At 70.5% G+C, this 25,043-nt stretch carries 24 protein-coding genes; 11 read left to right on the top strand and 13 right to left on the bottom strand.

The window, feature by feature from the left end:
- Positions 1-49 precede the first annotated feature (49 nt).
- Together C1J00_RS08660 and C1J00_RS47620 are read right to left on the bottom strand one after the other, a co-directional pair.
- Positions 50-1,027, bottom strand: coding sequence for a pirin family protein (locus tag C1J00_RS08660; RefSeq protein WP_102908448.1), 978 nt, complete (start codon positions 1,025-1,027; stop codon positions 50-52).
- Positions 1,028-1,206: 179 nt separating this feature from the next.
- Entirely contained in the window at positions 1,207-1,335 is a 129-nt protein-coding gene (locus C1J00_RS47620) for a hypothetical protein (protein ID WP_281262749.1), read from the bottom strand.
- 5 nt (positions 1,336-1,340) lie between these two features.
- Between C1J00_RS47620 and C1J00_RS08655 the strand changes: the two genes are divergently transcribed.
- A complete protein-coding gene (locus C1J00_RS08655) occupies positions 1,341-1,637 on the top strand; it encodes a hypothetical protein (protein WP_342751693.1) in 297 nt (98 codons plus the stop codon).
- A gap of 117 nt (positions 1,638-1,754) precedes the next feature.
- On the opposite strand, the gene C1J00_RS08650 is transcribed toward C1J00_RS08655, so the two are convergent.
- Positions 1,755-2,219 (bottom strand): SseB family protein, encoded by a 465-nt coding sequence (locus tag C1J00_RS08650; protein WP_031137485.1) that lies wholly within the window; start codon positions 2,217-2,219, stop codon positions 1,755-1,757.
- Between the two features lie 122 nt (positions 2,220-2,341).
- Here C1J00_RS08650 and C1J00_RS08645 point away from each other — a divergent pair, with 122 nt between their 5' ends.
- The 4 genes from C1J00_RS08645 (at position 2,342) to C1J00_RS08630 (ending at position 6,839) form a co-directional block, all read left to right on the top strand.
- Entirely contained in the window at positions 2,342-3,160 is an 819-nt protein-coding gene (locus tag C1J00_RS08645) for an intradiol ring-cleavage dioxygenase (protein ID WP_102908447.1), read from the top strand.
- A gap of 135 nt (positions 3,161-3,295) precedes the next feature.
- Complete coding sequence (locus C1J00_RS08640) at positions 3,296-5,122, top strand: acyl-CoA dehydrogenase (RefSeq protein ID WP_102908446.1); 1,827 nt, start codon at positions 3,296-3,298, stop codon at positions 5,120-5,122.
- A gap of 75 nt (positions 5,123-5,197) precedes the next feature.
- Positions 5,198-6,496 (top strand): M18 family aminopeptidase, encoded by a 1,299-nt coding sequence (locus C1J00_RS08635; protein WP_102908445.1) that lies wholly within the window; start codon positions 5,198-5,200, stop codon positions 6,494-6,496.
- An 88-nt stretch (positions 6,497-6,584) separates the two neighbouring features.
- Entirely contained in the window at positions 6,585-6,839 is a 255-nt protein-coding gene (locus C1J00_RS08630) for a DUF6458 family protein (protein WP_102908444.1), read from the top strand.
- Between the two features lie 46 nt (positions 6,840-6,885).
- Here C1J00_RS08630 and C1J00_RS08625 read toward each other — a convergent pair whose 3' ends face one another.
- Entirely contained in the window at positions 6,886-7,278 is a 393-nt protein-coding gene (locus C1J00_RS08625) for a cupin domain-containing protein (protein ID WP_102908443.1), read from the bottom strand.
- A 52-nt stretch (positions 7,279-7,330) separates the two neighbouring features.
- Between C1J00_RS08625 and C1J00_RS08620 the strand changes: the two genes are divergently transcribed.
- On the top strand, positions 7,331-8,329 hold the full coding sequence (locus tag C1J00_RS08620) for a GlxA family transcriptional regulator (RefSeq protein WP_102908442.1): 999 nt from the start codon (positions 7,331-7,333) through the stop codon (positions 8,327-8,329).
- Positions 8,326-8,817, top strand: a complete 492-nt coding sequence (locus tag C1J00_RS08615; protein ID WP_102908441.1) for an LURP-one-related/scramblase family protein — start codon at positions 8,326-8,328, stop codon at positions 8,815-8,817. Before C1J00_RS08620 ends, C1J00_RS08615 begins: the two co-directional genes overlap by 4 nt.
- Before the next feature lie 9 nt (positions 8,818-8,826).
- Here the strand turns inward: C1J00_RS08615 and C1J00_RS08610 are convergent, their stop codons facing one another.
- A complete protein-coding gene (locus C1J00_RS08610) occupies positions 8,827-9,624 on the bottom strand; it encodes a carbon-nitrogen family hydrolase (protein WP_102908440.1) in 798 nt (265 codons plus the stop codon).
- A 181-nt stretch (positions 9,625-9,805) separates the two neighbouring features.
- On the opposite strand from C1J00_RS08610, the gene C1J00_RS08605 reads away from it, so the two are divergent.
- Positions 9,806-10,630, top strand: a complete 825-nt coding sequence (locus tag C1J00_RS08605; RefSeq protein WP_102908439.1) for a maleylpyruvate isomerase family mycothiol-dependent enzyme — start codon at positions 9,806-9,808, stop codon at positions 10,628-10,630.
- Between the two features lie 327 nt (positions 10,631-10,957).
- Positions 10,958-11,593 carry an SAM-dependent methyltransferase gene (locus C1J00_RS08600; RefSeq protein ID WP_245936262.1) on the top strand — a complete coding sequence of 212 codons (636 nt, stop codon included), beginning with the start codon at positions 10,958-10,960 and terminating at the stop codon, positions 11,591-11,593.
- Positions 11,594-11,608: 15 nt separating this feature from the next.
- Here the strand turns inward: C1J00_RS08600 and C1J00_RS08595 are convergent, their stop codons facing one another.
- Together C1J00_RS08595 and C1J00_RS08590 are read right to left on the bottom strand one after the other, a co-directional pair.
- The gene (locus tag C1J00_RS08595) at positions 11,609-12,922 is read right to left on the bottom strand and encodes an MFS transporter (RefSeq protein WP_180989463.1); all 1,314 of its coding nucleotides are present in this window, start codon (positions 12,920-12,922) and stop codon (positions 11,609-11,611) included.
- A complete protein-coding gene (locus C1J00_RS08590) occupies positions 12,919-13,569 on the bottom strand; it encodes a GntR family transcriptional regulator (RefSeq protein WP_102908437.1) in 651 nt (216 codons plus the stop codon). Before C1J00_RS08590 ends, C1J00_RS08595 begins: the two co-directional genes overlap by 4 nt.
- Positions 13,570-13,777: 208 nt before the next feature.
- Here C1J00_RS08590 and C1J00_RS08585 point away from each other — a divergent pair, with 208 nt between their 5' ends.
- Entirely contained in the window at positions 13,778-14,677 is a 900-nt protein-coding gene (locus C1J00_RS08585) for a D-alanyl-D-alanine carboxypeptidase family protein (protein ID WP_102908436.1), read from the top strand.
- Between the two features lie 71 nt (positions 14,678-14,748).
- Here C1J00_RS08585 and C1J00_RS08580 read toward each other — a convergent pair whose 3' ends face one another.
- From C1J00_RS08580 to C1J00_RS08555, 6 genes are all read right to left on the bottom strand, one after another.
- Entirely contained in the window at positions 14,749-15,564 is an 816-nt protein-coding gene (locus C1J00_RS08580) for a hypothetical protein (RefSeq protein WP_245936261.1), read from the bottom strand.
- A 39-nt stretch (positions 15,565-15,603) separates the two neighbouring features.
- Positions 15,604-17,838 (bottom strand): glycoside hydrolase domain-containing protein, encoded by a 2,235-nt coding sequence (locus C1J00_RS08575; protein ID WP_102908435.1) that lies wholly within the window; start codon positions 17,836-17,838, stop codon positions 15,604-15,606.
- 246 nt (positions 17,839-18,084) lie between these two features.
- Positions 18,085-19,500: a dihydrolipoamide acetyltransferase family protein gene (locus C1J00_RS08570; protein WP_102908434.1), complete on the bottom strand. Its 1,416-nt coding sequence runs from the start codon at positions 19,498-19,500 to the stop codon at positions 18,085-18,087.
- Positions 19,501-19,510: 10 nt separating this feature from the next.
- Positions 19,511-20,488 (bottom strand): alpha-ketoacid dehydrogenase subunit beta, encoded by a 978-nt coding sequence (locus C1J00_RS08565; RefSeq protein ID WP_102908433.1) that lies wholly within the window; start codon positions 20,486-20,488, stop codon positions 19,511-19,513.
- Position 20,489: 1 nt separating this feature from the next.
- Complete coding sequence (gene pdhA, locus C1J00_RS08560) at positions 20,490-21,680, bottom strand: pyruvate dehydrogenase (acetyl-transferring) E1 component subunit alpha (protein ID WP_102908432.1); 1,191 nt, start codon at positions 21,678-21,680, stop codon at positions 20,490-20,492.
- A gap of 408 nt (positions 21,681-22,088) precedes the next feature.
- The gene (locus C1J00_RS08555; RefSeq protein WP_102908431.1) at positions 22,089-23,681 is read right to left on the bottom strand and encodes a protein kinase domain-containing protein; all 1,593 of its coding nucleotides are present in this window, start codon (positions 23,679-23,681) and stop codon (positions 22,089-22,091) included.
- Positions 23,682-24,028: 347 nt separating this feature from the next.
- On the opposite strand from C1J00_RS08555, the gene C1J00_RS08550 reads away from it, so the two are divergent.
- Positions 24,029-25,043: protein kinase domain-containing protein (locus C1J00_RS08550; RefSeq protein WP_146046155.1), on the top strand; the 1,015-nt coding region annotated here is incomplete at its 3' end.

Here is a 25,043-nt window from a genome sequence, read left to right as displayed (position 1 = left end):
TCATGGAGGCCCGCCAGGGTGACGGGGCGTCAGCCGCCCCGGTGCCGCGTCAGCCCTGCGGACCGCTCGCGGTCATGCCGTGCACCGCGGGCACCGTGCCCAGGCGGCCCTTCTGGAAGTCCTCGAAGGCCTGCATGAGCTCGTCCTTGGTGTTCATGACGAACGGGCCGTAGTGGGCCATGGGCTCGCGGATCGGCTGTCCGCCGAGCAGGACGACCTCCAGATCGGGGGTGTGGGAGTCCTGCTTCTCGTCCGCGCGGACGGTCAGCGAACCGCCGGCGCCGAAGACGGCCGTCTGCCCCATGTGGACCGGTCGGCGGTCGGGACCGACGCTGCCGCGGCCGGCCAGGACGTAGGCCAGCCCGTTGAAGTCCTCGCGCCACGGCAGCGTGAGCTCCGCACCCGGCGCGACGGTCGCGTGGACCATCGTGATCGGGGTGTGCGTGATGCCGGGGCCCGCGTGCCCGTCCAGCTCACCGGCGATGACGCGCAGCAGCGCGCCGCCGTCGGGGGTGCTGAGCAGCTGGACCGAGCCGCCGCGGATGTCCTGGTAGCGCGGGGCCATCATCTTGTCCCTGGCCGGCAGGTTCACCCACAGCTGGAGACCGTGGAAGAGACCGCCGGACATCACCAGATGCTCCGGTGGGGCCTCGATGTGCAGCAGGCCCGAGCCGGCCGTCATCCACTGGGTGTCGCCGTTGGTGATGGTGCCGCCACCGCCGTTGGAGTCCTGGTGGTCGAAGATCCCGTCGATGATGTACGTGACGGTCTCGAAGCCGCGGTGCGGATGCCACGGCGTGCCCTTCGGCTCGCCCGGCGCGTACTCCACCTCACCCATCTGGTCCATCATGATGAACGGGTCGAGATGGCGGTAGTTGATCCCCGCGAACGCCCGGCGCACCGGGAAGCCCTCACCCTCGAAACCGCTCGGAGCGGTCGTGACGGTCAGCACGGGACGCGCCACCGCGTCGGCCGGCGCGGTCACGCGGGGCAGCGTCAACGGGTTCTCGACGGTCACTGCAGGCATGTCGGTTCCTCCTCGTGTACGCCCAGTTTAGTTGAGCGTTGAACTTCCTGCCACCCCGAACAGAGAAAACCGGGAGGACATTCCCACCCCGGGGGACGGCGCAGCGAACCACGGGAGACCGGCATGGCGAAAGGCCGTCACCCCACTGCGGGATGACGGCCGGCCCTCGCGCGTCCGCGTCAGGCGACGAGCTCGGGCTCCTCGCTCACCGCCCCGGCGGGTTCACGCTCGCGGTCCCGCATCACCACCGCGGCCACGACCGCCGCCGCCAGAACACCGACAGCGCTGATCGTGAAGGTCGTGGACATCGGCCGTGGGATACCCCGAGCCGAGCCGGGCGATCGATGCCGTCTTCTCGTACGTCATCGGCATGTCCACCACGGAGGCCGCCTGGCTCACCACGGTCGCCCGCTCGGGCGAGACGGAGTCCGGGTTCGTCGCCCGCCTGCTCCCCGCGGCCCAGCAGGCCTCGGCCGGCTACGACCACCTGGCGGCCGCCGACGCCGAGACCGCCGCCCGGGCCGGCGACCCGGCGAAGCTCCGCGACGACAAGTTCGCCTACGGCTTGGAGGTCGTCCTGGACGGCCTCGCGCTGCGTCTGCCGCGATAGCGGAGCGGGCGGGTTTCAGCCGCCACCCGCGAAGCGATGGCGTCTAGCCGTCTGCGAAGCCATGGCGTCCAGCCGTCTGCGAAGCCATGGCGTCCAGCCGTCTGCGAAGCCATGGGTCTAGCCATACATCCGGCGCATCGCGAACTCGACCATCTGCTCGACGGCCTTCGCGTCGAACACCATGCGGTGCTCGCCCTCCATGTCGAGGACGAAGCCGTATCCGGTCGGCAGCAGGTCCAGCACCTCGGCGCCGGTGATCACGAAGTACTTGGACTCCTTGCCCGCGTAGCGGCGCAGCTCCTTGAGCGTGCTGAACATCGGGATCACCGGCTGCTGGGTGTTGTGCAGGGCGAGGAAGCCGGGGTTGTCGCCGCGCGGGCAGTAGACCTTCGACGTCGCGAAGACCTGCTGGAAGTCCTCGGCGGCCATCTGCCCGGTGGTGAAGGCGCGCACCGCGTCCGTAAGGGAGGGCGGGGACGGCTCGGGGTACAGCGGCTGCTGCTGCCCGTACCCGCCGGACATCGGCTGCTGCGGAGGGGCGTACTGCCCTTGCGGGCCCGCTGTCTGGTCGTAGCCGTACATGAGCGCAAGCGTACCGAGAGCGGACCGGCCGTCGGGCCGGTACGGCCCTTCCGGCAAACCGACAGCGAGTCGACAGCGCCCGGCCTGTGGATCGCCGCGGCCACCGCTCGTAGCGTCGTGTCATGAACGGACGCCAGCACCAGAGCCCGCCGGAGCACGACGGAGGCCTCTCCCACGACCTCCCCGTCCTCGCCCGCCGCCGGATGATCCGGCTGATGGCGGGGGTGAGCCTGGTCCCGCTGGTGGGCTGCACGTCGGAGGAGAACCCCTCGACGTCCCCTTCCTCGTCGGCGGGTTCCTCCTCCGCGGAGTGCGCGGAGATTCCCGAGGAGACGGCCGGGCCCTTCCCCGGTGACGGCTCCAACGGCGTGAACGTGCTGAAGGAGAGCGGGGTCGTCCGCAGCGACATCACCCGCAGCTTCGGCGACTCCGCGGGCGGCACGGCCGAGGGCGTGCCCCTGACGATCACGCTCACGGTGGTGGACGCGGCCTCCGGCTGCGGGACGCCGAAGAAGGGCGCCGCCGTCTACATCTGGCACTGCGACCGGGAGGGCGCCTACTCCCTGTACTCCGAGGGCGTCACCGAGGAGAACTACCTGCGGGGAGTCCAGGAGACGGACGACAAGGGCCGGGTCACGTTCACGAGCGTCTTCCCCGGCTGCTACCCGGGCCGCTGGCCGCACGCCCACTTCGAGGTCTACGACTCCCTCGCCGACGCCACCGCCGCCGCGTCGATCACCAGCACCTCGCAGCTCGCCTTCCCCCAGGACGTGTGCGAGGCGGTGTACGCCACGGACGGCTACAGCGGGAGCGTACGGAACCTGAGCAGCCTCTCCCTGGAGGACGACGGCGTCTTCGGCGACGGCCACGAGCGGCAGCTGGCGACGATGACCGGCAGTGCGCGGGACGGTTACACCGCGGCCTTGACCGTTCCGGTGTGACCTGTCACAGATGACCGGATGGGGTTGCATCTTATTACTGACGGGTAGCATCATGCGTAGCTACTTGTTGGTACGTGAACTAGCGCGAGGATCCAGTGCCTCGCCGATCTCTCTAGGGAGCCGGGAGCCGTCGCCATGGGGCACTACAAGTCGAATCTCCGCGACATCGAGTTCAACCTCTTCGAAGTACTCGGGCGCGACAAGGTGTACGGCACCGGCCCGTTCGAGGAGATGGACGTCGAGACCGCGAAGAGCATCCTGGAGGAGATGACCCGCCTCTCGGAGAACGAGCTGGCGGAGTCCTTCATCGACGCCGACCGCAACCCGCCGGTCTTCGACCCGGAGACCAACACCGCGCCGGTCCCCGCGTCCTTCAAGAAGAGCTACCAGGCCTTCATGGACTCCGAGTACTGGCGCCTCGGCCTGCCCGAGGAGATCGGCGGCACCACCTCGCCCCGCTCCCTGATCTGGGCGTACGCCGAGCTCATCCTGGGCGCCAACCCGGCCGTGTGGATGTACTCCTCGGGTCCGGCGTTCGCCGGCATCCTCTTCGAGGAGGGCAACGACGTCCAGAAGCACATAGCCAAGGTCGCCGTGGAGAAGCAGTGGGGCTCCACGATGGTGCTCACCGAGCCCGACGCGGGCTCCGACGTGGGCGCCGGCCGCACCAAGGCCGTGCAGCAGGAGGACGGCTCCTGGCACATCGAGGGCGTGAAGCGCTTCATCACGTCCGGTGAGCACGACATGTCGGAGAACATCCTCCACTACGTGCTGGCCCGCCCCGAGGGTGCCGGCCCCGGCACCAAGGGGCTGTCCCTCTTCCTCGTCCCGAAGTACCTCTTCGACTTCGAGACCGGCGAGCTGGGCGAGCGCAACGGCGCCTACGCCACGAACGTCGAGCACAAGATGGGCCTGAAGGCCTCCAACACCTGCGAGATGACCTTCGGCGACCAGCACCCCGCCAAGGGCTGGCTGATCGGCGACAAGCACGACGGCATCCGCCAGATGTTCCGCATCATCGAGTTCGCCCGCATGATGGTCGGCACGAAGGCGATCTCCACGCTCTCCACGGGCTACCTGAACGCGCTGGAGTACGCCAAGGAGCGCGTCCAGGGCCCCGACCTGGCGAACTTCATGGACAAGACGGCCCCCAAGGTCACCGTCACCCACCACCCCGACGTGCGCCGCTCGCTGATGACGCAGAAGGCGTACGCGGAGGGCATGCGCGCCCTTGTGCTCTACACGGCCTCCGTCCAGGACGAGATCCAGTTCAAGGAGGCCGCCGGTGAGGACGTCTCCGCCCTGGAGGCCCTGAACGACCTGCTCCTGCCCATCGTCAAGGGCTACGGCTCCGAGAAGGGCTACGAGCAGCTCGCCCAGTCGCTCCAGACCTTCGGCGGCTCCGGCTTCCTGCAGGAGTACCCGATCGAGCAGTACATCCGGGACTCCAAGATCGACACCCTCTACGAGGGCACCACGGCGATCCAGGGCCAGGACTTCTTCTTCCGGAAGATCGTCCGCAACCAGGGCGCCGCGCTGAACTCCCTCGCCGAGGACATCAAGAAGTTCCTGGCGCTCGGTGAGGGCGGCGAGGAGCTCGGCGCGGCCCGCGAGCACCTCGCCAAGGCCGCGGTCGAGCTGGAGGCCATCGTCGGCCTGATGCTCACCGACCTCGCCGCCACCGAGCAGGACGTCAAGAACATCTACAAGGTGGGCCTGAACACCACCCGTCTGCTGATGGCCTCCGGTGACGTCGTCGTCGGATACCTGCTGCTCAAGGGTGCCGCCATCGCCGCCGAGAAGCTGGAAACGGCCTCCGCCAAGGACAAGGCCTTCTACACCGGCAAGATCGCCGCCGCGAAGTTCTTCGCCGCCAACGTCCTGCCGAGCGTCACCCTGGCCCGCAAGGTCGCCGAGGGTGTCGAGCTGGACCTGATGGAGCTGGACGAGGCCGCGTTCTAGTCCAGCACGTTCCATGTTCGAGGGCCTGTTCCCCTACGCCGGGAACGGGTCCTCGTCCGTCGTTAAGGTGAAGCCATGACCCAAGCAGCCCGCTTCGACCGCGGCCACACCGACGACCTCATGACCTTCCTGGCGGCGAGCCCCACGCCGTACCACGCCGTGGCCACAGCCGCCGAACGGCTGGAGAAGGCCGGCTTCAGGCAGGTCGCCGAGACGGACGCCTGGGACGGGACGAGCGGCGGCAAGTACGTGCTGCGCGGCGGGGCGATCGTCGCCTGGTACGTGCCGGAGGGCGCGGCGCCGCACACGCCGTTCAGGATCGTCGGGGCCCACACCGACTCCCCCAACCTGCGCGTCAAGCCGCTCCCCGACAGCGGGGCGCACGGCTGGCGCCAGGTGGCCGTGGAGATCTACGGCGGACCGCTGCTCAACTCGTGGCTGGACCGCGACCTGGGCCTCGCGGGCCGTCTCACCCTGCGCGACGGCTCGACGCGCCTGGTCGACGTCGACCGCCCGCTGCTGCGCGTCCCGCAGCTCGCCATCCACCTGGACCGCTCGGTGACGGCCGACGGCCTCAAGCTCGACAAGCAGCGGCACATGCAGCCGGTCTGGGGCCTCGGCCGCGACGTGCGCGACGGCGACCTGATCGCCTTCCTGGAGGAGACGGCCGGCATCCCCGCGGGCGAGGTCACCGGCTGGGACCTGATGACACACTCCGTGGAACCGCCCGCCTACCTGGGCCGCGACCACGAGCTGCTGGCCGGCCCGCGCATGGACAACCTGCTGTCCGTGCACGCCGGCACGGCAGCGCTCGCAGCCGTCGCCTCGTCGGCCTCGCAGCCGGCCTCCATCCCGGTCCTGGCCGCCTTCGACCACGAGGAGAACGGCTCCCAGTCGGACACCGGCGCGGACGGGCCGCTGCTCGGCAACGTGCTGGAGCGCTCGGTCTTCGCCCGCGGCGGCTCCTACGAGGACCGGGCCCGCGCCTTCGCCGGCACGGTCTGCCTCTCCTCCGACACGGGCCACGCCGTGCACCCCAACTACGCGGAGCGGCACGACCCGACGCACCACCCGCGCGTCAACGGCGGCCCGATCCTCAAGGTCAACGTCAACAACCGCTACGCCACGGACGGTTCGGGCCGCGCCGAGTTCACGGCGGCCTGCGAGGCGGCCGACGTGCCCTTCCAGTCGTTCGTCTCCAACAACTCCATGCCCTGCGGCACCACGATCGGCCCGATCACCGCCGCACGGCACGGCATCAGGACGGTCGACATCGGCGTGGCCATCCTGTCGATGCACAGCGTGCGCGAACTGTGCGGCGCCGACGACCCGTTCCTCCTCGCGGGCGCGCTGACCGCGTTCCTGGAGCGGTAGAACGGGCCGTCACCGCATGGGTGTTCCCCTCGGGGGTACCCGGTGTTCCGGGACCGGAACGACCGGACCGTACAGGGAGGCGACACACATGGGCCTCGGCGGATGCATCATCCTCATCGCCGTGGGAGCCATCCTCACGTTCGCGACCGACTGGGACATGCAGGGGGTCAACCTCGACCTGGTCGGCATCATTCTGATGATCGTCGGACTGATCGGCGTCACCACGTTCAGCAGCATCGCCAGGCGCCGACGCGTGGTGGTGCCCCCCACGACACAGGTCGTGGACGACCCGGCAGTGCACCACCACCGCCGCGACGGATACAGCGACGGATACGGGGTGTAGGACAGCGAGGTCCGCACCCGGGTCGCGTCGCATCCGCTGCTCCGAATCAGCTCAGGGCATGGCCCGTCGTGGCGTCCACGTGGGCCGGGACCTTCTCGTGGCGGTCACCGACCGTGAGGGTTCCTGTGGGTTCGAACATGAGGATCGTCGTGGGGACGGAGGCGGACGGCTTGTGTTCGGTGCCGCGCGGCACCGTAAAGACGCTGCCCCGGGGCAGTACCACCGAGCGCTCGCCGGCCGGCTCGCGCAGGGCGATGCGCAGTTCACCGTCGAGGACGAGGAAGAACTCGTCGGTGTGGTCGTGGACGTGCCAGACGTGTTCGCCCTCCACCTTGGCGACGCGGACGTCGTAGTCGTTCACGGCGGTGACGATGCGGGGGCTCCAGCGGTCGGTGAAGGAGGCCAGGGCCTGGGCGAGGGAGACGGGTTCCTGGGTCATGAGGGAATCCTGCGGGGTGCCGTGCACGTCGTGCGAGTGCTAGGAATCGCACATGTCGCAAGAATCCTCGCAGCGCCCGCACCGGATCGCCGTGATCGTCGACGAGGGCACCAACCCATTCGAGGTCGGTGTGGCCACCGAACTGTTCGGGCTGCCGCGGCCCGAACTGGGGCTGCCCGAGCCGTTGTACGAGGTGACGCTGTGCGCGCCCGCGCCGGAGATCCGGATGAACCACGGCTTCTTCACTCTCACCGGCGTCCGCGGCCTGGACACCGTGGCGGAGGCGGACACGCTGGTCGTGCCGGGTCGGCCTGACAACGTCGTACCGCGCGGCCCCGACGTCCTCGACGCCATCCGGCTGGCACACGCGCGTGGCGCCCGGGTCGTGAGCTTCTGCACCGGCACCTTCGCCCTCGCCGAGGCGGGACTGCTGGACGGGCGGAGGGCGGCGACCCACTGGCGCTGGGCGGACTCCTTCCGCCGGCTGCACCCGAGGGTGCTGCTGGAACCGGACGTGCTGTTCGTCGACGAGGGCGATCTCCTCACCGCCGCCGGCAGCGCCGCCGCGCTCGACCTCGGGCTGTACATCTGGCGGCGTGACCACGGCGCGGAGATCGCCAATCACGTCTCCCGTCGGCTGGTGTTCGCCGCGCACCGCGACGGCGGGCAGCGGCAGTTCGTGGAGCGACCGGTCCCTCAGGTGCGGGACGAGTCGCTGGCGCCGCTGCTGGCGTGGGCGCAGGAGCGGCTGGGCGAGACCCTGTCGGTGGCGGATCTGGCCGCACGCGCGCGTGTCAGTCCCGCCACGCTGCACCGCCGCTTCCGCGCCCAGCTCGGGACGACCCCGCTCGCCTGGCTGACGGGGGAAAGGGTGGCGCTGGCCTGCCGGCTCATCGAGCGGGGTGAGGAGCGGCTGGACGTGGTGGCGGCCAGGAGCGGGCTCGGTACGGCGACCAACCTGCGGGCGCGGCTGCGGCAGGTGACCGGGCTCAGCCCGTCGGCCTACAGACGGCGTTTCGGGAGCGGCGGCGGGGAAGCCCTGGTGTCATGAGATTCCTCGTGTACGACCGGCTCCTCGGTTTCGGTGACGACTACTGGATCGAGGACGGCCGCGGCAGCAAGGTCTTCCTCGTCGACGGCAAGGCCCTGCGGGTGCGGGACACCTGGGAGCTGAAGGACACCCAGGGGCGCGTCCTCGTCGACATCCATCAGAAGATGCTCGCCCTGCGCGACACCATGGTGCTCCAGCGGGGCGGAGAGCCACTGGCGACCATCCGCAGGAAACGGCTGTCCCTGCTGCGCAACCACTACCGGGTGTCCCTCGCCGACGGCAACGAGCTCGACGTCAGCGGCAAGGTCCTCGACCGGGAGTTCGCCGTCGAGTACGACGGTGAGCTGCTGGCGGTGGTCTCCCGGCGGTGGCTGACCGTACGGGACACCTACGGCGTGGACGTCGTCCACGAGGACGCGGACCCGGCCCTGCTGATCGCGGTGGCCGTGTGTGTGATCCACCTCGCGGAGAAGGAACGGGAGGACTGAGAGCGCCGGTCAGGGCCTGCGCGGCGGCTGGAGGCCCAGCATCCGGTCCTTCAGGGCCGGGAACTGCTCCCGGGTCGCCGCGACCTTCCCCGGGTCGAACTCCACCGTGAGGACCTCCTCGCCGGCACCGGCCTGCGCGAGCACCTCGCCCCACGGGTCGACCACGATCGAGTGACCGGCCTGGGGAACTCCGGCGTGCGTCCCGGCCGTTGCGCAGGCGAGGACGAACGACTGGTTCTCCACGGCCCGCGCCTGGGCCAGCAGCGTCCAGTGGGAGCGGCGGCGCTCCGGCCAGCCCGCCGACACCACGAGCGTCTCGGCACCGGCGTCGACGAGACCGCGGTAGAGCTCGGGGAAACGGAGGTCGTAGCAGGTGGACAGGCCGAGGGTCGTCCCGGGCAGACGCACCGTCACCAGCTCGGAGCCCGCGCCCATCAGCACGGCCTCGCCCTTGTCGAAGCCGAACCGGTGGATCTTGCGGTAGGCGGCGGCCAGGTCACCGGAGGGCGAGAAGACCAGGGAGGTGTTGTAGAGCGGCCCGTCGGGGTCCCGCTCCGGGATGGAACCCGCGTGCAGCCACACACCCGCTTCGCTCGCGGCCTTCGCCATCGCCTCGTACGTCGGCCCTTCGAGCGGCTCGGCCTCGCGCCCGAACTCCTCGTAGGCGAAGGCACCCGTGGTCCACAGCTCCGGCAGGACGACGAGGTCGGCCCCGGCCTGCTCGCGGACCGTCCCCGCCACGCGTCGGCGGCGCGCTTCGACCGATTCGTCCTCGTTCACGGCGATCTGGATCACAGAGGCGCGCACACTACCACCGTCCTGGCATTCGAGCCGTTCACACGGGCCTACGATCGTCACACGAAAGCACTGCCGGGGTGCCTCACAGCAGCGTAACTTAGCTCGCGAGACGCCCGCCGAAAGCCGCCACCTCCCACTGGCAACGCCGCCACCACCTGCCCGTGACCGAACCGCCGAGGGGTCCCGTTCCGTGAGTCTGCATCCCACCCTCCAGCCCTACGCCGACGCCTGGACCCATTCCATCGAAGCGATATCCGAGCTGCTCCAGCCGCTCGCGGAGGCCGAATGGAACCGGCGGACGCCGTGCCCCGGGTGGTCGGTGCGGGACGTGGTCTCCCATGTCATCGGTCTGGACTGCGAGATGCTCGGCGACCCGCGCCCCATCCACAGCCTGCCGCGCGACCTCTTCCACGTCACCAACGAGCACCAGCGCTACATGGAGATGCAGGTCGACGTCCGCCGCCACCACACGGCGCCGGAGATGACCTCCGAGCTGGAGTATGTGATCATCCGCCGCAACCGGCAGCTGCGGAACGAGTCGCGTGACCCGGGCGCCAAGGTGCGCGGCCCGCTCGGCAGCGAGCTGACCCTGGAGGAGTCGATGCGGCGGCACGCGTTCGACGTGTGGGTGCACGAGCAGGACCTGCGCACGGCCCTCGGCCGCCCCGGCAACCTCGACTCCCCCGGCGCGCTGGTCGCCCGGGACGTGCTGCTCGGCGAACTCCCGCGTGTGGTGGCCGAGGACGCGCAGGCGCAGCGCAGTTCGGCGATCGTCTTCGACGTGCACGGGCCCGTCGAGTTCCTGCGCACGATCCGCGTCGACATCCAGGGCCGCGGCACGCTGGAGACGGCCCCGGCCCTCGGCCCCGCCGCGACCCTCACCCTCGACTGGGAGACGTACGTCCGCCTGGCCTGCGGCCGCGTGACCCCGGAGTCGGTGTCCGACCGCCTGAAGACGGAGGGCGACCCGGAGCTGACGGCGGCGATCCTGCGGAACTTCACGGTGACGCAGTAGAAGCTCAGGAGTCCCACTCGGCTGCGGGCCTGCGTGCCGGTGTGGGCGATGAGGGTCCCCCTGCTCTAAGAGCTCGCGGGAGGCACGGCCTCTGATCGGCGGGTGCAGCCCTGATCGCCGTGTGCGGCCCTGATCGGGTGCGGCCCTGACCGGCGGGTGCGCCCCTGGTCGCCGGGCACGGCCCTGATCGGCGGGTGCCACCCTGGTCGCCGGGCACGGCCCTGATCGGCGGGTGCGACCCTGATCGGCGGGTGCGACCCTGGTCGGGCACGGCCCGGCACCAACGCCGAGGGCCCGAAAACCACATGCCGCCGCCCCACCACGGTCCTGGACATCGGCTGCGGCTCGGGCGAGCTGATGCTCCGTGTCCTGGCCGCCGCGCCGGAGGCGACCGGCACCGGCCTCGACCTGGACGCCGACGACCTGGCACGGGGGCGGAAGGCCGCCGAAGACCGCGGACTGGCGTCCCGGGCCCGTTTCCTGGAGGAGTCCGCCACCGGCACCACACACGGCCCCGCCGGTCTCGTCCTGTGCGTGGGGTCGAGCCAGGCCCTCGGCGACCGGCTCCCCGACGCGCTCGGGGAACTGCGCCGCCTGGTCGGCGACCAGGGCCGTGTCCTGCTCGGCGAGGGCTTCTGGCAGCGCACCCCCACCCCCGACGAGCTGTCCCGCATGTGGCCGGACGCCGCCGCGACGGACCACCCCGACCTCGCGACGCTCATCAGCATGGCGATCCACGCGGGGTTCCGGCCGGAGTGGACCGAGACCGCGAGCCTCGACGAGTGGGAGGAGTTCGAGTCGGGGTACCTCGCGGACACCGAGGTGTGGCTCGCCGGGCACCCCGATGACCCCCTGGCGGCACAGACCCGCGAGCGGGTCGACCGGCACCGCGCCAGGTGGCTCACCTACCGCGGCGTCCTCGGCCTCGCGTACCTCACTCTCGTACCGGTGGCGGCCCGCTGATCCGGACGACGGGACCTACACGGGCACGTGCACCGTCTCCACCCGGCTGGCCACCAGCCGCTCCCGCTCCCGCCGGGCCGCCCGCCCGCGCAGCCGCAGGATCTGGGAGACCCCGGCCGCCTGGAGCACGAACACCACCGAGAAGGCCAGGGAGTAGTCGTCGCCGGTGGCGTCGAGGAGCACACCGATCGCGAACAGCGTGGTCATGGAGGCCACGAAGCCGCCCATGTTGGTGATGCCGGAGGCGGTGCCCTGCCGTTCGGGCGGGTTGGCCGGGCGGGCGAAGTCGAAGCCGAGCATCGACGCGGGTCCGCACGCCCCGAGCACCGTGCACAGCACGATCAGCAGCCACACCGGGGCGTGGGGCCCCGGGTAGGCGAGGGTCGCCGCCCACAGGGCCGCCGTCGTGCCGACCGTGCCGAGCGCGAGCGGCAGCCGCGCCCCGTGGTGCCGGGCGACGATCTGGCCGTAGACCAGGCCCACCACCATGTTCGACAGGACGACGAGGGTGAGCAGTTCACCGGCCACCGCCCGGGACAGCCCCTGCGCCTCGACGAGGAAGGGCAGGCCCCACAGCAGCAGGAACACCATCGCCGGGAACTGGGTGGTGAAGTGCACCCACAGGCCGAGCCGCGTCCCGGGCTCACGCCAGGAGGCGGCGATCTGCCGCCGTACGTAGGCCGCGCCCTGGTGCGGGAGCGGCTCCGGCTCGTGGCCCTCCGGGTGGTCCTTGAGGAACAGCAGCACCAGGACGAGCACCACGGCCCCGGCGACCGCGCTGCCCGCGAAGGCCGCCGTCCAGCCGATGCCGTGCAGCAGCCGGGCCAGGACGAGCGTGGAGACCAGGTTGCCGGCCATGCCGACCAGTCCCGCGAACTGGGCGACCAGCGGCCCGCGGCCGGCCGGGAACCAGCGGCTGCCCAGGCGCAGCACGCTGATGAACGTCAGCGCGTCACCGCAGCCGAGCAGCGCGCGGGAGGCGAGCGCCGTGCCGTACGTGGGGGAGAAGGCGAAGCCCAGCTGCCCGGCCGTGAACAGCACCGCGCCGAGCGCCAGCACCTTCTTGGTGCCGAGCCGGTCGACCAGCAGGCCGACGGGGATCTGCATCCCCGCGTAGACCAGCAGTTGGAGGATGGAGAAGGTGGAGAGGGCGGAGGCGTTCACATGGAAGCGGTCGGCGGCGTCGAGGCCGGCCACGCCGAGGGACGTGCGGAAGATGACCGCGACGAAGTAGACCGAGACGCCCGTGCCCCAGACGGCCAGTGCCCTGCGCCCGCCTGGGGGTGCCCCCTCTGGGGGAGGGTCGCCCGGTATCCCGGTGGCGTTCACCGGACCTCACCCCGGGCCAGGTGCGAGAACCAGCCGACGTGCCGGTGGACGAGGCCGACGGCGGCCTCGGCGTCACCGGAGCGCAGGGCGTCGAGGATCTCCTCGTGCTCGGCGAGGGTCTTGGCGATGCGGTCGGGGTGGGAGTGCATGACGGCGACGCCCATCCGCAGCTGGCGGTCGCGCAGCTGGTCGTAGAGGCGGGAGAGGATCTCGTTGCCGCCGCTGCGGACGATCTCGGCGTGGAAGCAGCGGTCGGTGACGGCGGCCCCGGCGAGGTCTCCGGCGGCGGCCTGCTTCTTCTGCCGGGCCAGCAGCTCCTCCAGGCGCTCGATGAGTCCGGCGGGCGCGGGCACGGCCTTGCGCGCCGCGTGCTCCTCGACGAGCAGCCGCGTCTCGACGACGTCGGCGATCTCCTGCGCGGAGACGGGCAGGACGAGGGCGCCCTTCTTCGGATAGAGCCGGATCAGCCCCTCGGCCTCCAGCCGGAGCAGCGCCTCGCGGACCGGTGTGCGGGAAACCCCCACGGCCTCAGCCAGTTCGCCCTCGGTGAGGAGGGTGCCGCCCTCGTAGCGGCGCTCCAGGACGCCCTGTTTGACATGGGCGTAGACGCGGTCGGCGGCGGGCGGTTGCTTCACGGCCAAGGTCATGCCGACAGCATAGATACAACAGGGACGCATGAAGAGATACGTCCAGAATGCGGACTTGTATGTCACACATCTGTGGCAAAGCGGGGGTCCCCCTCGGCAACGGCACAACCACGTGTGCTAGTTACAAGTCAGACACGTGCGGCCCCCTTCCCCTCGTCCCCAACTCGGCCGCATCGTTGGGGCATTCGACGCAATCGGGGTACTTCACTTGATAACCGGCATTCAGGGCACCCGCCTCCGCAGAGCAGCGGCCGTCGCCGTCACCACCGGCGCCATGCTCGCGACCGGTGCCCTCACCGTCGCGCCGGCGCAGGCCGCCTCTGCGCCCTCCATCGCCGCCAAGGGCGGCTACGCGATGAACAACGCGACCGGCAAGTCGCTCTACACCAAGGCGGCCGACACGCGCCGCTCGACCGGCTCGACCACCAAGATCATGACGGCGCTGGTGGTGCTGAAGCAGTCGAACCTCAACATGAACAGCAAGGTCACGATCCAGAAGGCGTACAGCGACTACATCGTCGACAACAACTACGCGTCCAACGCGAAGCTGATCGTCGGCGACAAGGTCACCGTCCGCCAGCTGCTCTACGGGCTGATGCTGCCGTCCGGCTGTGACGCCGCGTACGCGCTCGCCGACAAGTTCGGCTCGGGCTCGACGCGTGCGGCGCGCGTGAAGTCGTTCATCGGCAAGATGAACACCACCGCCAAGAGCCTGGGTCTGAAGAACACCAACTTCGACTCGTTCGACGGCATCGGCAAGGGCAAGAACTACTCCACGCCGCGCGACCTGACCAAGCTCGCCAGCGCGGCGATGAAGAACTCCACGTTCCGCACGGTCGTCAAGACGAAGAAGTACACGGCGAAGACGACCACCAAGACCGGCGGCACGCGGACGATGGCGCCGTGGCAGAACACCAACCCGCTGCTCGGCAGCTACAGCGGCGCGATCGGCGTGAAGACCGGTTCCGGCCCGGAGGCCAAGTACTGCCTGGTCTTCGCCGCCACCCGCAGCGGCAAGACGGTCATCGGCACGGTCCTCGCCTCGACCGGCCTGTCCGCCCGCAAGTCGGACGCGACCAAGCTGCTCAACTACGGCTTCACCAGGTAGGACTCACGCAGAACGACCGAGGGGGCCCCGCCGCACACCGCGGCAGGGCCCCCTTCGTCAGCCGATCGTCGTCACGCCACGCTGGTCTGCCGGCGCCGCAGCGCCCGGGCCGCCTTGCGCCGGCCGCCCGACAGCACGTTCACCGCGGAGCCCGCCCCGGCCCCCGGCTCCAACTGCCAGCCGCGGATCCGCGCCGCGACCTGTGCCAGCCGCTGGTCGCCGGGCCGTACGTCGATGGAGAACAGGGACTCGTCGGGCTTGGGGTCGTCGCCACCCCAGCGGACGGTGCCGTCGAGCTCGGCGAGGATGTCACGGAGCACGACCTCCTGCTGCGGGAAGAAGCCGCCCCGGGCTCCGCGCGGGTAGAAGCCCGGCCGGATCCGCACGGCCGTGCCGGACGCCAGGTTGGACTCCGGCCGGCCCTTGCCGAGACCGGAGGGCTCGTGCCAGCCGACGACGTCGCCCCGGCGCAGGGGATCGACCTCGTAGTGGAACCGGCGTACCAGGTGGACAAGGACGGTCTCGACATCGCCCATGCGCACGGCGACGCCCTTGAGCGGAGTGCCGGGGACGGGACGGGTGTAGACGGTGCCGCCGTCGTCGCTGACGTTCTCCATCTCCCAGCCGTTGTGGGAGCGCGTACCGGCCAGCACACGCCGGGTGCGGTCCTGCGCGCTGCGCAGGGCGTCCCGCACGCGCGACGGTATGGGGTTGTTCGCGTCGGCGTACGCCTCCGACAGGAAGTGGGAGACGGGCAGGGCGGCGACGCCCACGGCACCACCGACAGCTGCGATACGGACGAGCAGCGTCCGGCGGGACAGTCCGCGGCGGTGAGTGGCTCCGGAACCCGACGATCTGCGGGGGATGCGGGGGATGTTGAGCTTCAACGGAGTGGTCTCTTCCTGAAGTTCTCTGCGCACACGCACTCAGGCGTTGCGGACGATGCTGTTGTACTTCTCGAAGATCTGGTAGACGGCCAGGCTCTGGTGCGTCTGGGACTCCACGTCGGGGTCCCAGGCCCGGTAGCGGCGCAGGAGTTCGGTGATCTCGAACTCGGCGAGGTCGAGGCGCATGGACCGCGGGGTGGTGACGCGGTCGCCGGGGGGCAGTTTGCCGCCGGGCCTGCCCCGGGTGCCCCACAGGTGGAGGAGGGCCGCGGTGCGCACACTGAACGCGTTGTCCTTGCTCAGCTGCTGCCACACCTCCCACAGGTCGGCATCCTTGGCCGGGTCGCGGCGGTCGCCGGTGGCGAAGCCCCAGCCGATGCAGTGGTTCCAGGCCTGGATGGCGTCGCTCGCGCTGATCTCGCCGATGCCGGTGTGCGAGTCCCGGACGGAGCCGGAGCCCGCGCCGTGGTGGTCGGCCACGTTCTGGTCGGCGGACTGGCCGGCGAGACCGTAGTCGCGCATGGCCCAGTAGACGGCCGTCTGGATCAGCGCCTTGCGCATCGTGTACGTCGTCGACAGCTCGGTGATCAGCCCGTCCTGGTCCTGGATCGCCTCGACTGCCTGCGCGTTGGTGTAGAGCCGTGCGTCGCTGCCGATGCCGCCGGTGTCCGGGCGGCCGATCGACCGCATGTAGCGCGAGAGGTCGGCCCGCAGGGCCGGCACCTGGCGCGCGTCGAGAGCGACGTCCGCCACGGGAGGCCGCGGCCGGTCGAACGAGCCCTGCCCGGTGTCCCGCCCCGAGGCGATGTCCGCGTCGATCTCCAGCTGCCCGTCACCGGAGCCGAGGGTGCGGATGACGAACTGGTCGTAGGCCCAGTCCGCGGGCAGCGGATGCCCGGCGTTGCCCTCGAAGCCCGGGGACATGTCGGCGACGAAGCTCGCGGTCGAGTAGCCGGCCGCGCCGACCTGCGCGCACACGTTGCGGGAGCCGTAGACGCCGATCTCGTACGGGTGGCCGGAATCGGTCATCGCCTCCTTGATGCCCTTGAAGTGGGGCAGGACGCTCGCCGTGATCTCGGCGTCGATCGCGTCGAAGTCGACGGCGAAGAAGATCCTCGTCCCCCGCCGGAATCCGTGGTCGCGGGCTGCGTTGACCGCCGCGTATCCGGCGGTCCGCCCGGCGACGTAGTCGAAGTCGGAGGCGTCGTTGTTGACGGTCTGGTAGATCGGGAAGCAGCGCAGCCCCTGCTGGGCGATGGTGGCGAGCTCGCCCGGCTGGATGGCCTTCTCCGGCAGCGAGGTCGCGCTCGGGTTGGTGAGATAGCGGCCGACGTAGGTGATCCCGGCCGCCTTGAGCGACGCCGCCCGGGCCGGGGTGATCTTCGCGATCGTGTCGCAGGCCTTGGCGGACCGGGACTGATCACCGAAGGATGCCAACAGGGAGGCGAAGGTGGCGAAGTCGCCCTCGCCCGTGGCCGGGAGCGCCGCGAAGGTCTGGAACGCCCGGACGGCGGCGGCAAGGGAGGAGTCGAAGGTGTCGGCGAGGGCCGCGGGCCGCCGGTTGAGGACCATCCCGGCGGAGAACAGCTGGACGAAGACGCCCTTGTCGCCCTGCTTGACGGGGTGTGACTTCAGGCCCGACTGGGTACCGGGCCCGAAGTTGCCGTTGGCGGTGCCGTCCGCCATGCCCAGCTCGTACTGCACGCCGAAGAGCAGCGCCTTGAGGGTGTCCCGGCTGACGAGCCCGTCGCAGGCGATGACATAGAAGTCCTGCCGCTTCAGGTAGCGGGCGTTGAGCCACTGCTGGACGGCCCTGACCTGTCCGGTGCCGGAGGCGCCGGGGACGTAGGAGTCCATCGTCAGCAGGGCCTTGAAGACCTTGGGCGTCACGGCGCCGCCGGGGAAGGCCTGCTCGACGCCCATGTCGGTCTTGAGCCGGGTGACGGCCGCCTGCACCCGTGTTCCGTAGGTGCCGTCGAGGTCGCCGCCGTCGTAGCCCTTGCAGGAGAGGCCGGCCTGGATGATGCGGCAGAAGTCCGGCGAGGGGACGGTGTCCGCGTCGAGCTCGGGGTACTTCGCCGTCAGGGTGCTGAGCGTGGTGGGGCCGAAGCTGTCGGAGAGGGCGGTGATGCCCAGCTCGTACTGCAGGGCACGGGTCAGTGCGTACATGGTCGCCCAGTCGGCCTCGCCGCTCTCCTCGACGGTCGTGCCGGTACGGCCGCCGTAGACGGAGTTCACGAATCTCTGGGCCTTGAGCACCATCGCGTCGCGCATGGGGGGTTCACTCACTTTCGAGGGAGTGACCGCGCCCGCCGCAGCCCGGAACAGGGCTCCCCCCGGGACGCCGGGCGAATGGTCGATCTCGTGGTGAGGTTGATCGTATGTCCGTATAAACCGCTTACTGTGTGGTACTTGGGAGGATTCGAGGAGGCTCTTGTGATCCTCGGAGTACCGCAGGTTCACCCCGGGCAGACGCCGGCGGCCCCCCGCCCGGTGGGTCGGGGGGCCGCCGCAGTCGGGTCACGCCCAGGTGATGAGGCGCTTCGGCTGCTCCAGGATCGCCGCCACGTCGGCCAGGACCTTCGAGCCCAGCTCGCCGTCGACCAGGCGGTGGTCGAACGACAGGGCCAGGGTGGTGACCTGACGGGGCTTCACCTTGCCCTTGTGGACCCACGGCTGCGGCTTGATCGCGCCGACCGCGAGGATCGCGGACTCGCCCGGGTTGAGGATCGGCGTACCCGTGTCGACGCCGAAGACCCCGACGTTGGTGATCGTCACCGTGCCGCCCTGCATGGCCGCCGGGGACGTCTTGCCGTCCCGGGCCGTGGCCACCAGCTCGCCCAGGGACTCGGCCAGCTGCGGCAGGGTCTTGGCGTGGGCGTCCTTGATGTTCGGCACGATCAGGCCGCGCGGGGTCGCGGCCGCGATGCCCAGGTTCACGTAGTGCTTGACCACGATCTCCTGGGCGGCCTCGTCCCAGGACGCGTTGACGTCCGGGTTGCGCCTGATCGCGACGAGCAGCGCCTTGGCGATCAGCAGCAGGGGGTTCACGCGCAGGCCCGTGAACTCCTTGTCCGCCTTCAGTTCCTCGACCAGCTTCGTCGTGCGCGTCACGTCGACCGTCACGAACTCCGTGACATGCGGCGCCGTGAACGCCGAGCCGACCATCGCCGCCGCCGTCGCCTTGCGGACACCCTTGACCGGGATGCGGGTCTCGCGCGTGGTGTCGTAGGAGGCCTGAGCCTGGACCGCGGCCGGGGCGGACGCGGCCGGCGGCTCGGAGACCGCCGGGACGGCGGCGGCCACCGCCGCGTGCACGTCCTCGCGGGTGATGATGCCGTCCGGGCCGGTCGGGACGACCGTCGTCAGGTCGACCCCCAGGTCCTTGGCCAGCTTGCGTACGGGGGGCTTGGCCAGCGGGCGGTCCGTGCCCGCCGGGGCGGTCGCGGCGGGGGCCGGGGCCGCCGGCGCGTGGCCGTTCAGCTCCGTCTGGATCGCAGGTGAGGCCTGCTGGACCGGGACCTCCGGGCCCTTGCGGGGGCGGCGGCGGGTGGACGAGGTCGCCACCCCGTAACCCACCAGGACCGGCTGGCGTCCCGAACCCGCCGCCTTCGGCTCCTCGGCGGGCTCGGCCGCCGCGGGCCGCTCGGCGATGGGCGCGGGTGCGGCGCCGCCACCGCCCACGTCCACCGCGATGATCGCGGTGCCCACGTCGACCGTGGTGCCCTCGGGGAAGTGCAGGTCCCGGACCACGCCGTCGTACGGGATGGGCAGCTCGACGGCCGCCTTCGCCGTCTCGACCTCGCAGACCACCTGGCCGTCGGTGACCGTGTCGCCGGGCTGGACGTACCACTTGAGGATCTCGGCCTCGGTGAGTCCCTCGCCCACGTCGGGCATCTTGAACTCGCGCACGGACGCTTCCGTCATCGTCGTCACGACCCTCTCCTCAGTACGCCAGCGAGCGGTCGACGGCGTCCAGTACCCGGTCCAGGTTCGGCAGGTACTCCTCCTCCAGGCGCGCCGGCGGGTACGGGGCGTGGTAGCCGCCGACCCGGAGTACCGGGGCCTCCAGGTGGTAGAAGCAGCGCTCCGTGATCCGGGCGGCGATCTCCGCTCCCGACCCGAAGAACACCGGGGCCTCGTGCACGACGACCAGGCGGCGCGTCTTCTCCACCGACGCCTGGATCGAGTCGAAGTCGAGCGGGGAGACCGAGCGCAGGTCCACGATCTCCAGGTTCTTGCCCTCCTCGGCGGCCACGTCCGCGACCTCCTGGCAGAGCTTCACCATCGGACCGTAGGCGGCCAGGGTGAGGTCGGTGCCCTCGCGGACCACCTGGGCCTTGTGCAGCGGACCAGGGATCGCCTCCGTGTTGACCTCGCCCTTGTCCCAGTAGCGGCGCTTGGGCTCGAAGAAGATCACCGGGTCGTCGCTCTGGATCGCCTGCTGCATCATCCAGTACGCGTCCGACGCGTTCGACGGGCTGACGATCTTCAGGCCCGCCACATGCGCGAAGAGCGCCTCGGGCGACTCGGAGTGGTGCTCCACCGCACCGATGCCGCCGCCGTACGGGATGCGCACGACGACCGGGAGCTTGACCTTGCCCAGCGACCGGGCGTGCATCTTCGCGAGCTGCGTGACGATCTGGTCGTACGCCGGGAAGACGAAACCGTCGAACTGGATCTCCACCACCGGGCGGTAACCGCGCAGGGCCAGGCCGATCGCCGTGCCGACGATGCCCGACTCGGCGAGGGGGGTGTCGATGACGCGGCTCTCGCCGAAGTCCTTCTGCAGGCCGTCCGTCACGCGGAAGACGCCGCCGAGCTTGCCGACGTCCTCGCCCATGATCAGGACCTTGGGGTCGGAGTCCAGGGCGCGGCGCAGCGACTCGTTGATCGCCTTGGCCAGAGCCATCTTGTCGGCCATCTCAGTTACCCCCCTCGTCGGCGAACGACGCCTGGTACGCCGCGAACTGGGCGCGCTCCTCGTCGACGAGCGCGTGTCCGTCCGCGTAGGCGTTCTCGAAGATCGCGAAGTGGTCCGGGTCCGGCATGGCACGGACCGCCTCGCGCACTCGTTTGCCCAACGCCTCGGACTCGGCCTCCAGTTCCGCGAAGAATCCCTCGTCCGCGTGGTTTGAGGCCTCCAGATACCGGCGAAGGCGCAGGATCGGGTCCTTGGCCTCCCAGGCCTGGCGCTCCTCGTCGCCCCGGTAGCGGGTCGGGTCGTCGGAGGTGGTGTGGGCGCCCATCCGGTAGGTGAACGCCTCGACGAGGGTGGGGCCCTCGCCGCTGCGGGCCCGCTCCAGGGCCCAGCGGGTGACCGCGAGGACGCCGAGCACGTCGTTGCCGTCCACCCGGACGCCCGGGAAGCCGAAGCCCTGGGCGCGCTGGTAGATCGGCACGCGGGACTGCTTCTCGGTGGGCTCGGAGATGGCCCACTGGTTGTTCTGGCAGAAGAACACGACCGGGGCGTTGTAGACCGCGGAGAAGGTGAACGACTCGGCCACGTCGCCCTGGCTGGAGGCGCCGTCGCCGAAGTACGCGATCACCGCGCTGTCGGCGCCGTCCTTGGCGACACCCATCGCGTAGCCGGTGGCGTGCAGCGTCTGGGAGCCGATGACGATCGTGTAGAGCTGGAAGTTGTTGCTGTTGGGGTCCCAGCCGCCGTTGTTCACACCGCGGAACATGCCGAGCAGGTTGGCGGGGTCGACGCCGCGGCACCAGGCCACGCCGTGCTCGCGGTAGGTCGGGAAGACGTAGTCGTCCTCCCGGGTGGCCCGGCCGGACCCGATCTGGGCGGCCTCCTGGCCGAGCAGCGACGCCCACAGACCCAGCTCGCCCTGGCGCTGCAGCGAGGTGGCCTCGGCGTCGAAGCGGCGGGTGAGCACCATGTCGCGGTAGAGGCCGCGGAGCTCTTCCGGGGTGATGCCGGCGACGTACTTGTCGTACTCGGCGTTCTTGACGCGCTTGCCCTCGGGCGTCAGCAACTGCACGAGCTGGGGCTCGGCGCCGGTGTCGTTCTTGGCGGTCGTGCGGGTGCGCTTGGTGCCGGTGGTGCCGGCCTTGCTTCCGGCGCTGCGTCGCGGTGTGCGCGCGGCAGTGCTCTCCACGGTCACGTGTGCTCCTCCGTCGGTCCGACCCCCGGGGTTGCCGGTAGGTCAGTGCGGCTCACCTGTTTTCGACCACCGGGGCACGGGGTGGGTGCCACTCGGCCGGGAACAGGCGTGACAGGTGCCCCGGCGAGCGCCCTGCAAAAAGCACGTTACCCAGTGCGCCACATTTCTGTGAAACCCCTTCTGACCTGCGATTTTGCTTGGATATCCAAGTAAATCGGGAAGGTGGTGAAGGGTCCCAGGTCACAGCCTTGCAGGAGGCCGGAGCAACCGCACGTTAACCCGGTGACCCAGGTCACGGGAAGAGTCCTCTTGTCGGCGCGTCAAAACGGCACGCGCGCGTGGGCCCCGTTTCCGGGCCCCACGCGCGCGTGGATCATCCGTTTTGTTGCGGCGGTCCGGTCCCCCGGATCAGCCGTCCTCGCCGCCCGGACCTCCGACGACACCGGTCGTACCGCCGCCGTCGGCACCGCCCGTGTCGTCCGGCGGCGAGGCCGGGGGCGAGGGCTCCGGGTCCGTGGGCTCGTCGGTCGGCTCCTGCGAGGTCGGCTGGTCCGTCGGCTGGCCGGTGGGCGACTCGGGAGCGCTCTGCGACGGCGTGTAGGAGGGCGAGTACGACGGCGTCCAGTTGCCGTCGCCCGAGCCGGTGCCGGTGCCGTTGTCCGTGTTCGTGTCGGTCGGCTCTTCGCTCGGTTCGTCGCTCGGCGTCTCGCTGGGCGTCTTCTCCTCGGTCGTCTGCGAGGTGGTCGGCTTCTGTTCCTTGCTCGGGCTGTCCTCGCCGTTGCCCGTGGTTTTCAGCGCCAGCGCGACACCCACCGCGACGGCGATCACCGCGAGCACGGCGAGGATCCAGAGCTTGCCGCGGCCGTTGCCCTTGTTGCCGTGGCCCTCGAAGCCGCCGTCGTCCCCGGCGCCGTAGCCGCCGGGCAGGATCGGCGCAGGGATCTGCGTGGTGCCGGAGGCGTCCCCGGCGTGGCCCATCACGGCCGTCGCGCCGGCGAAGCCGCCCGACGGGGTGTGCCGGCCCTCGTGCATGTCGACCGGGCCGGTGTTCCAGGTGCCGGTGTGGCCGCCCTGGTCGTAGAGCATCTGGAGCGCGTACTGGACCAGCCCGCGCATCTCCTCGGCCGTCTGGAAACGGTCGTCGGGGTCCTTGGCGAGGGAGCGCATGACCAGGCCGTCCAGCTCCGGCGGGCACACGTCGGAGGCCTCGGACGGCGGCGTCGGGATGTCCTGGACGTGCTGGTAGACCACCGACAGCGGGGTCTCGCCGGTGAACGGCGGGCGCAGCGCGAGGAGTTCGTAGAGCAGGCAGCCCGTCGCGTACAGGTCGGAACGGTGGTCGACGGCCTTGCCGAGCGCCTGCTCGGGGGAAAGGTACTGCGGGGTGCCCATGACCATGCCGGTCTGCGTCATCGTCGTGGACGCGCCGTGCAGGGCCCGGGCGATGCCGAAGTCCATCACCTTCACGGCACCGTTGTGCGTGATGATGACGTTCGCGGGCTTGATGTCGCGGTGGACGATGCCGTGCTGGTGCGAGTAGGCGAGCGCCTCCAGGACGCCCGAGACGATGATCAGCGCCTGCTCGGGGCCGGGTGCCTCCGCGTTCAGCAGCAAATCGCGGATGGTGCGGCCCTCGACGATCTCCATGACGATGTACGGCACGGACTGGCCGCCGACGAAGTCCTCGCCGGAGTCGTACACGGCGACGATCGAGTGGTGGTTGAGACCGGCCACCGACTGGGCCTCGCGCGTGAAGCGCGCCTTGGACACCGGGTCCTCGGCGAGGTCGGAGCGGAGCAGCTTGACGGCGACGGTGCGTCCGAGGCGGACGTCCTCGGCTGCGAACACCTCGGCCATGCCGCCCCGGCCGAGTCTGCGGGTCAGCCGGTACCGGCCGTCCCCGACCAACCCGCCGTTACCCCAGAGCTCCGGCGCGTCCGACATGCCGCCGCCAGACGCCTCGGGGTCGGACGGGCCCTGAGCGGCCTGCTGCTGTGCCATCAGTCCTCGCCGTCGTTTCTGCCCGCGGTGCGCGCGGTGTTGTTACGGTCTCCGTCGGCCACGCTACAGCCTCCGCGCAAGCCTCCGGCCCGACAAGGGATGCCGGGACCGGCACGAGACGGACCGGCCATGAAACCTTCACTCCGTACTCTCGTGCAAATTCTGTGTCCCGCCCGTACGCCCCCTGTAACGCTTACGCGACTCTTCTTTCGCGTACGGTCACGGAACGGGCACCGAGCTTGACGTGTCGGTGCCCTGGGGCAGACTTGGCCGGGAATGGCGGTTTGGATCAACCACGGATCAGCGGCAGTCGGCGGCGTCCGCAGGGGCTACGGGGGACGGGGAACATGAGCCAGGACGGCGCACAGGGCCAGCACACGGGGCGGGCGCTCGCCAACGGCCGCTATCAGCTGCGTGACCTCCTCGGCCAGGGCGGCATGGCCTCGGTGCACCTCGCGTACGACAGCGTCCTCGACCGGCAGGTCGCGATCAAGACACTTCACACGGATCTCGGTCGGGAACAGGCCTTCCGCGAACGGTTCCGCCGCGAGGCCCAGTCCGTGGCCAAGCTCACGCACACCAACATCGTCTCGGTCTTCGACACCGGCGAGGACACCCTCGACGACATGACGACGCCGTACATCGTCATGGAGTACGTCGAGGGCCGCCCGCTCGGCTCGGTCCTCGACGAGGACGTGCGGCAGCAGGGCGCGATGCCCGCCGACAAGGCGCTGAAGATCACCGCGGACGTGCTGGCCGCCCTGGAGATCAGCCACGAGATGGGACTGGTCCACCGCGACATCAAGCCGGGCAACGTGATGATGACCAAGCGCGCCGTGGTCAAGGTCATGGACTTCGGCATCGCCCGCGCCATGCAGTCCGGCGTGACGTCGATGACGCAGACCGGCATGGTCGTCGGAACCCCGCAGTACCTGTCGCCGGAGCAGGCCCTCGGCCGCGGGGTGGACGCCCGCTCCGACCTGTACTCGGTCGGCATCATGCTGTTCCAGCTGGTGACCGGGCGGCTGCCGTTCGAGGCGGACTCGCCGCTGGCCATCGCCTACGCGCACGTGCAGGAGGAACCGCCGGTTCCGTCCTCGATCAACCGTGCGCTGCCCCCGGCCATCGACGCGCTGATCGCCCGGGCGCTGAAGAAGAACCCGAACGAGCGCTTCCCCAGCGCCGTGGCCATGCGCGACGAGTGCCTGCGCGTGGCGGCGTCCTTCCAGGCCGCGCCGCCGAGCATCGTCCCGGGCACGCAGGCCCCGAGCGGCGCGGGCGTCGGCTCGGCCGTGTTCCCGCCGGTCGACCAGGCGACCCCGGCGCCCTCGGGCCAGGTGCAGACGCCGTATCAGCCGACCC

It is taken from the genome of Streptomyces cahuitamycinicus (genome assembly GCF_002891435.1).
Taxonomy (GTDB): Bacteria; Actinomycetota; Actinomycetes; order Streptomycetales; family Streptomycetaceae; genus Streptomyces; species Streptomyces cahuitamycinicus.
This window is presented reverse-complemented; position numbering and strand designations above follow the sequence as displayed.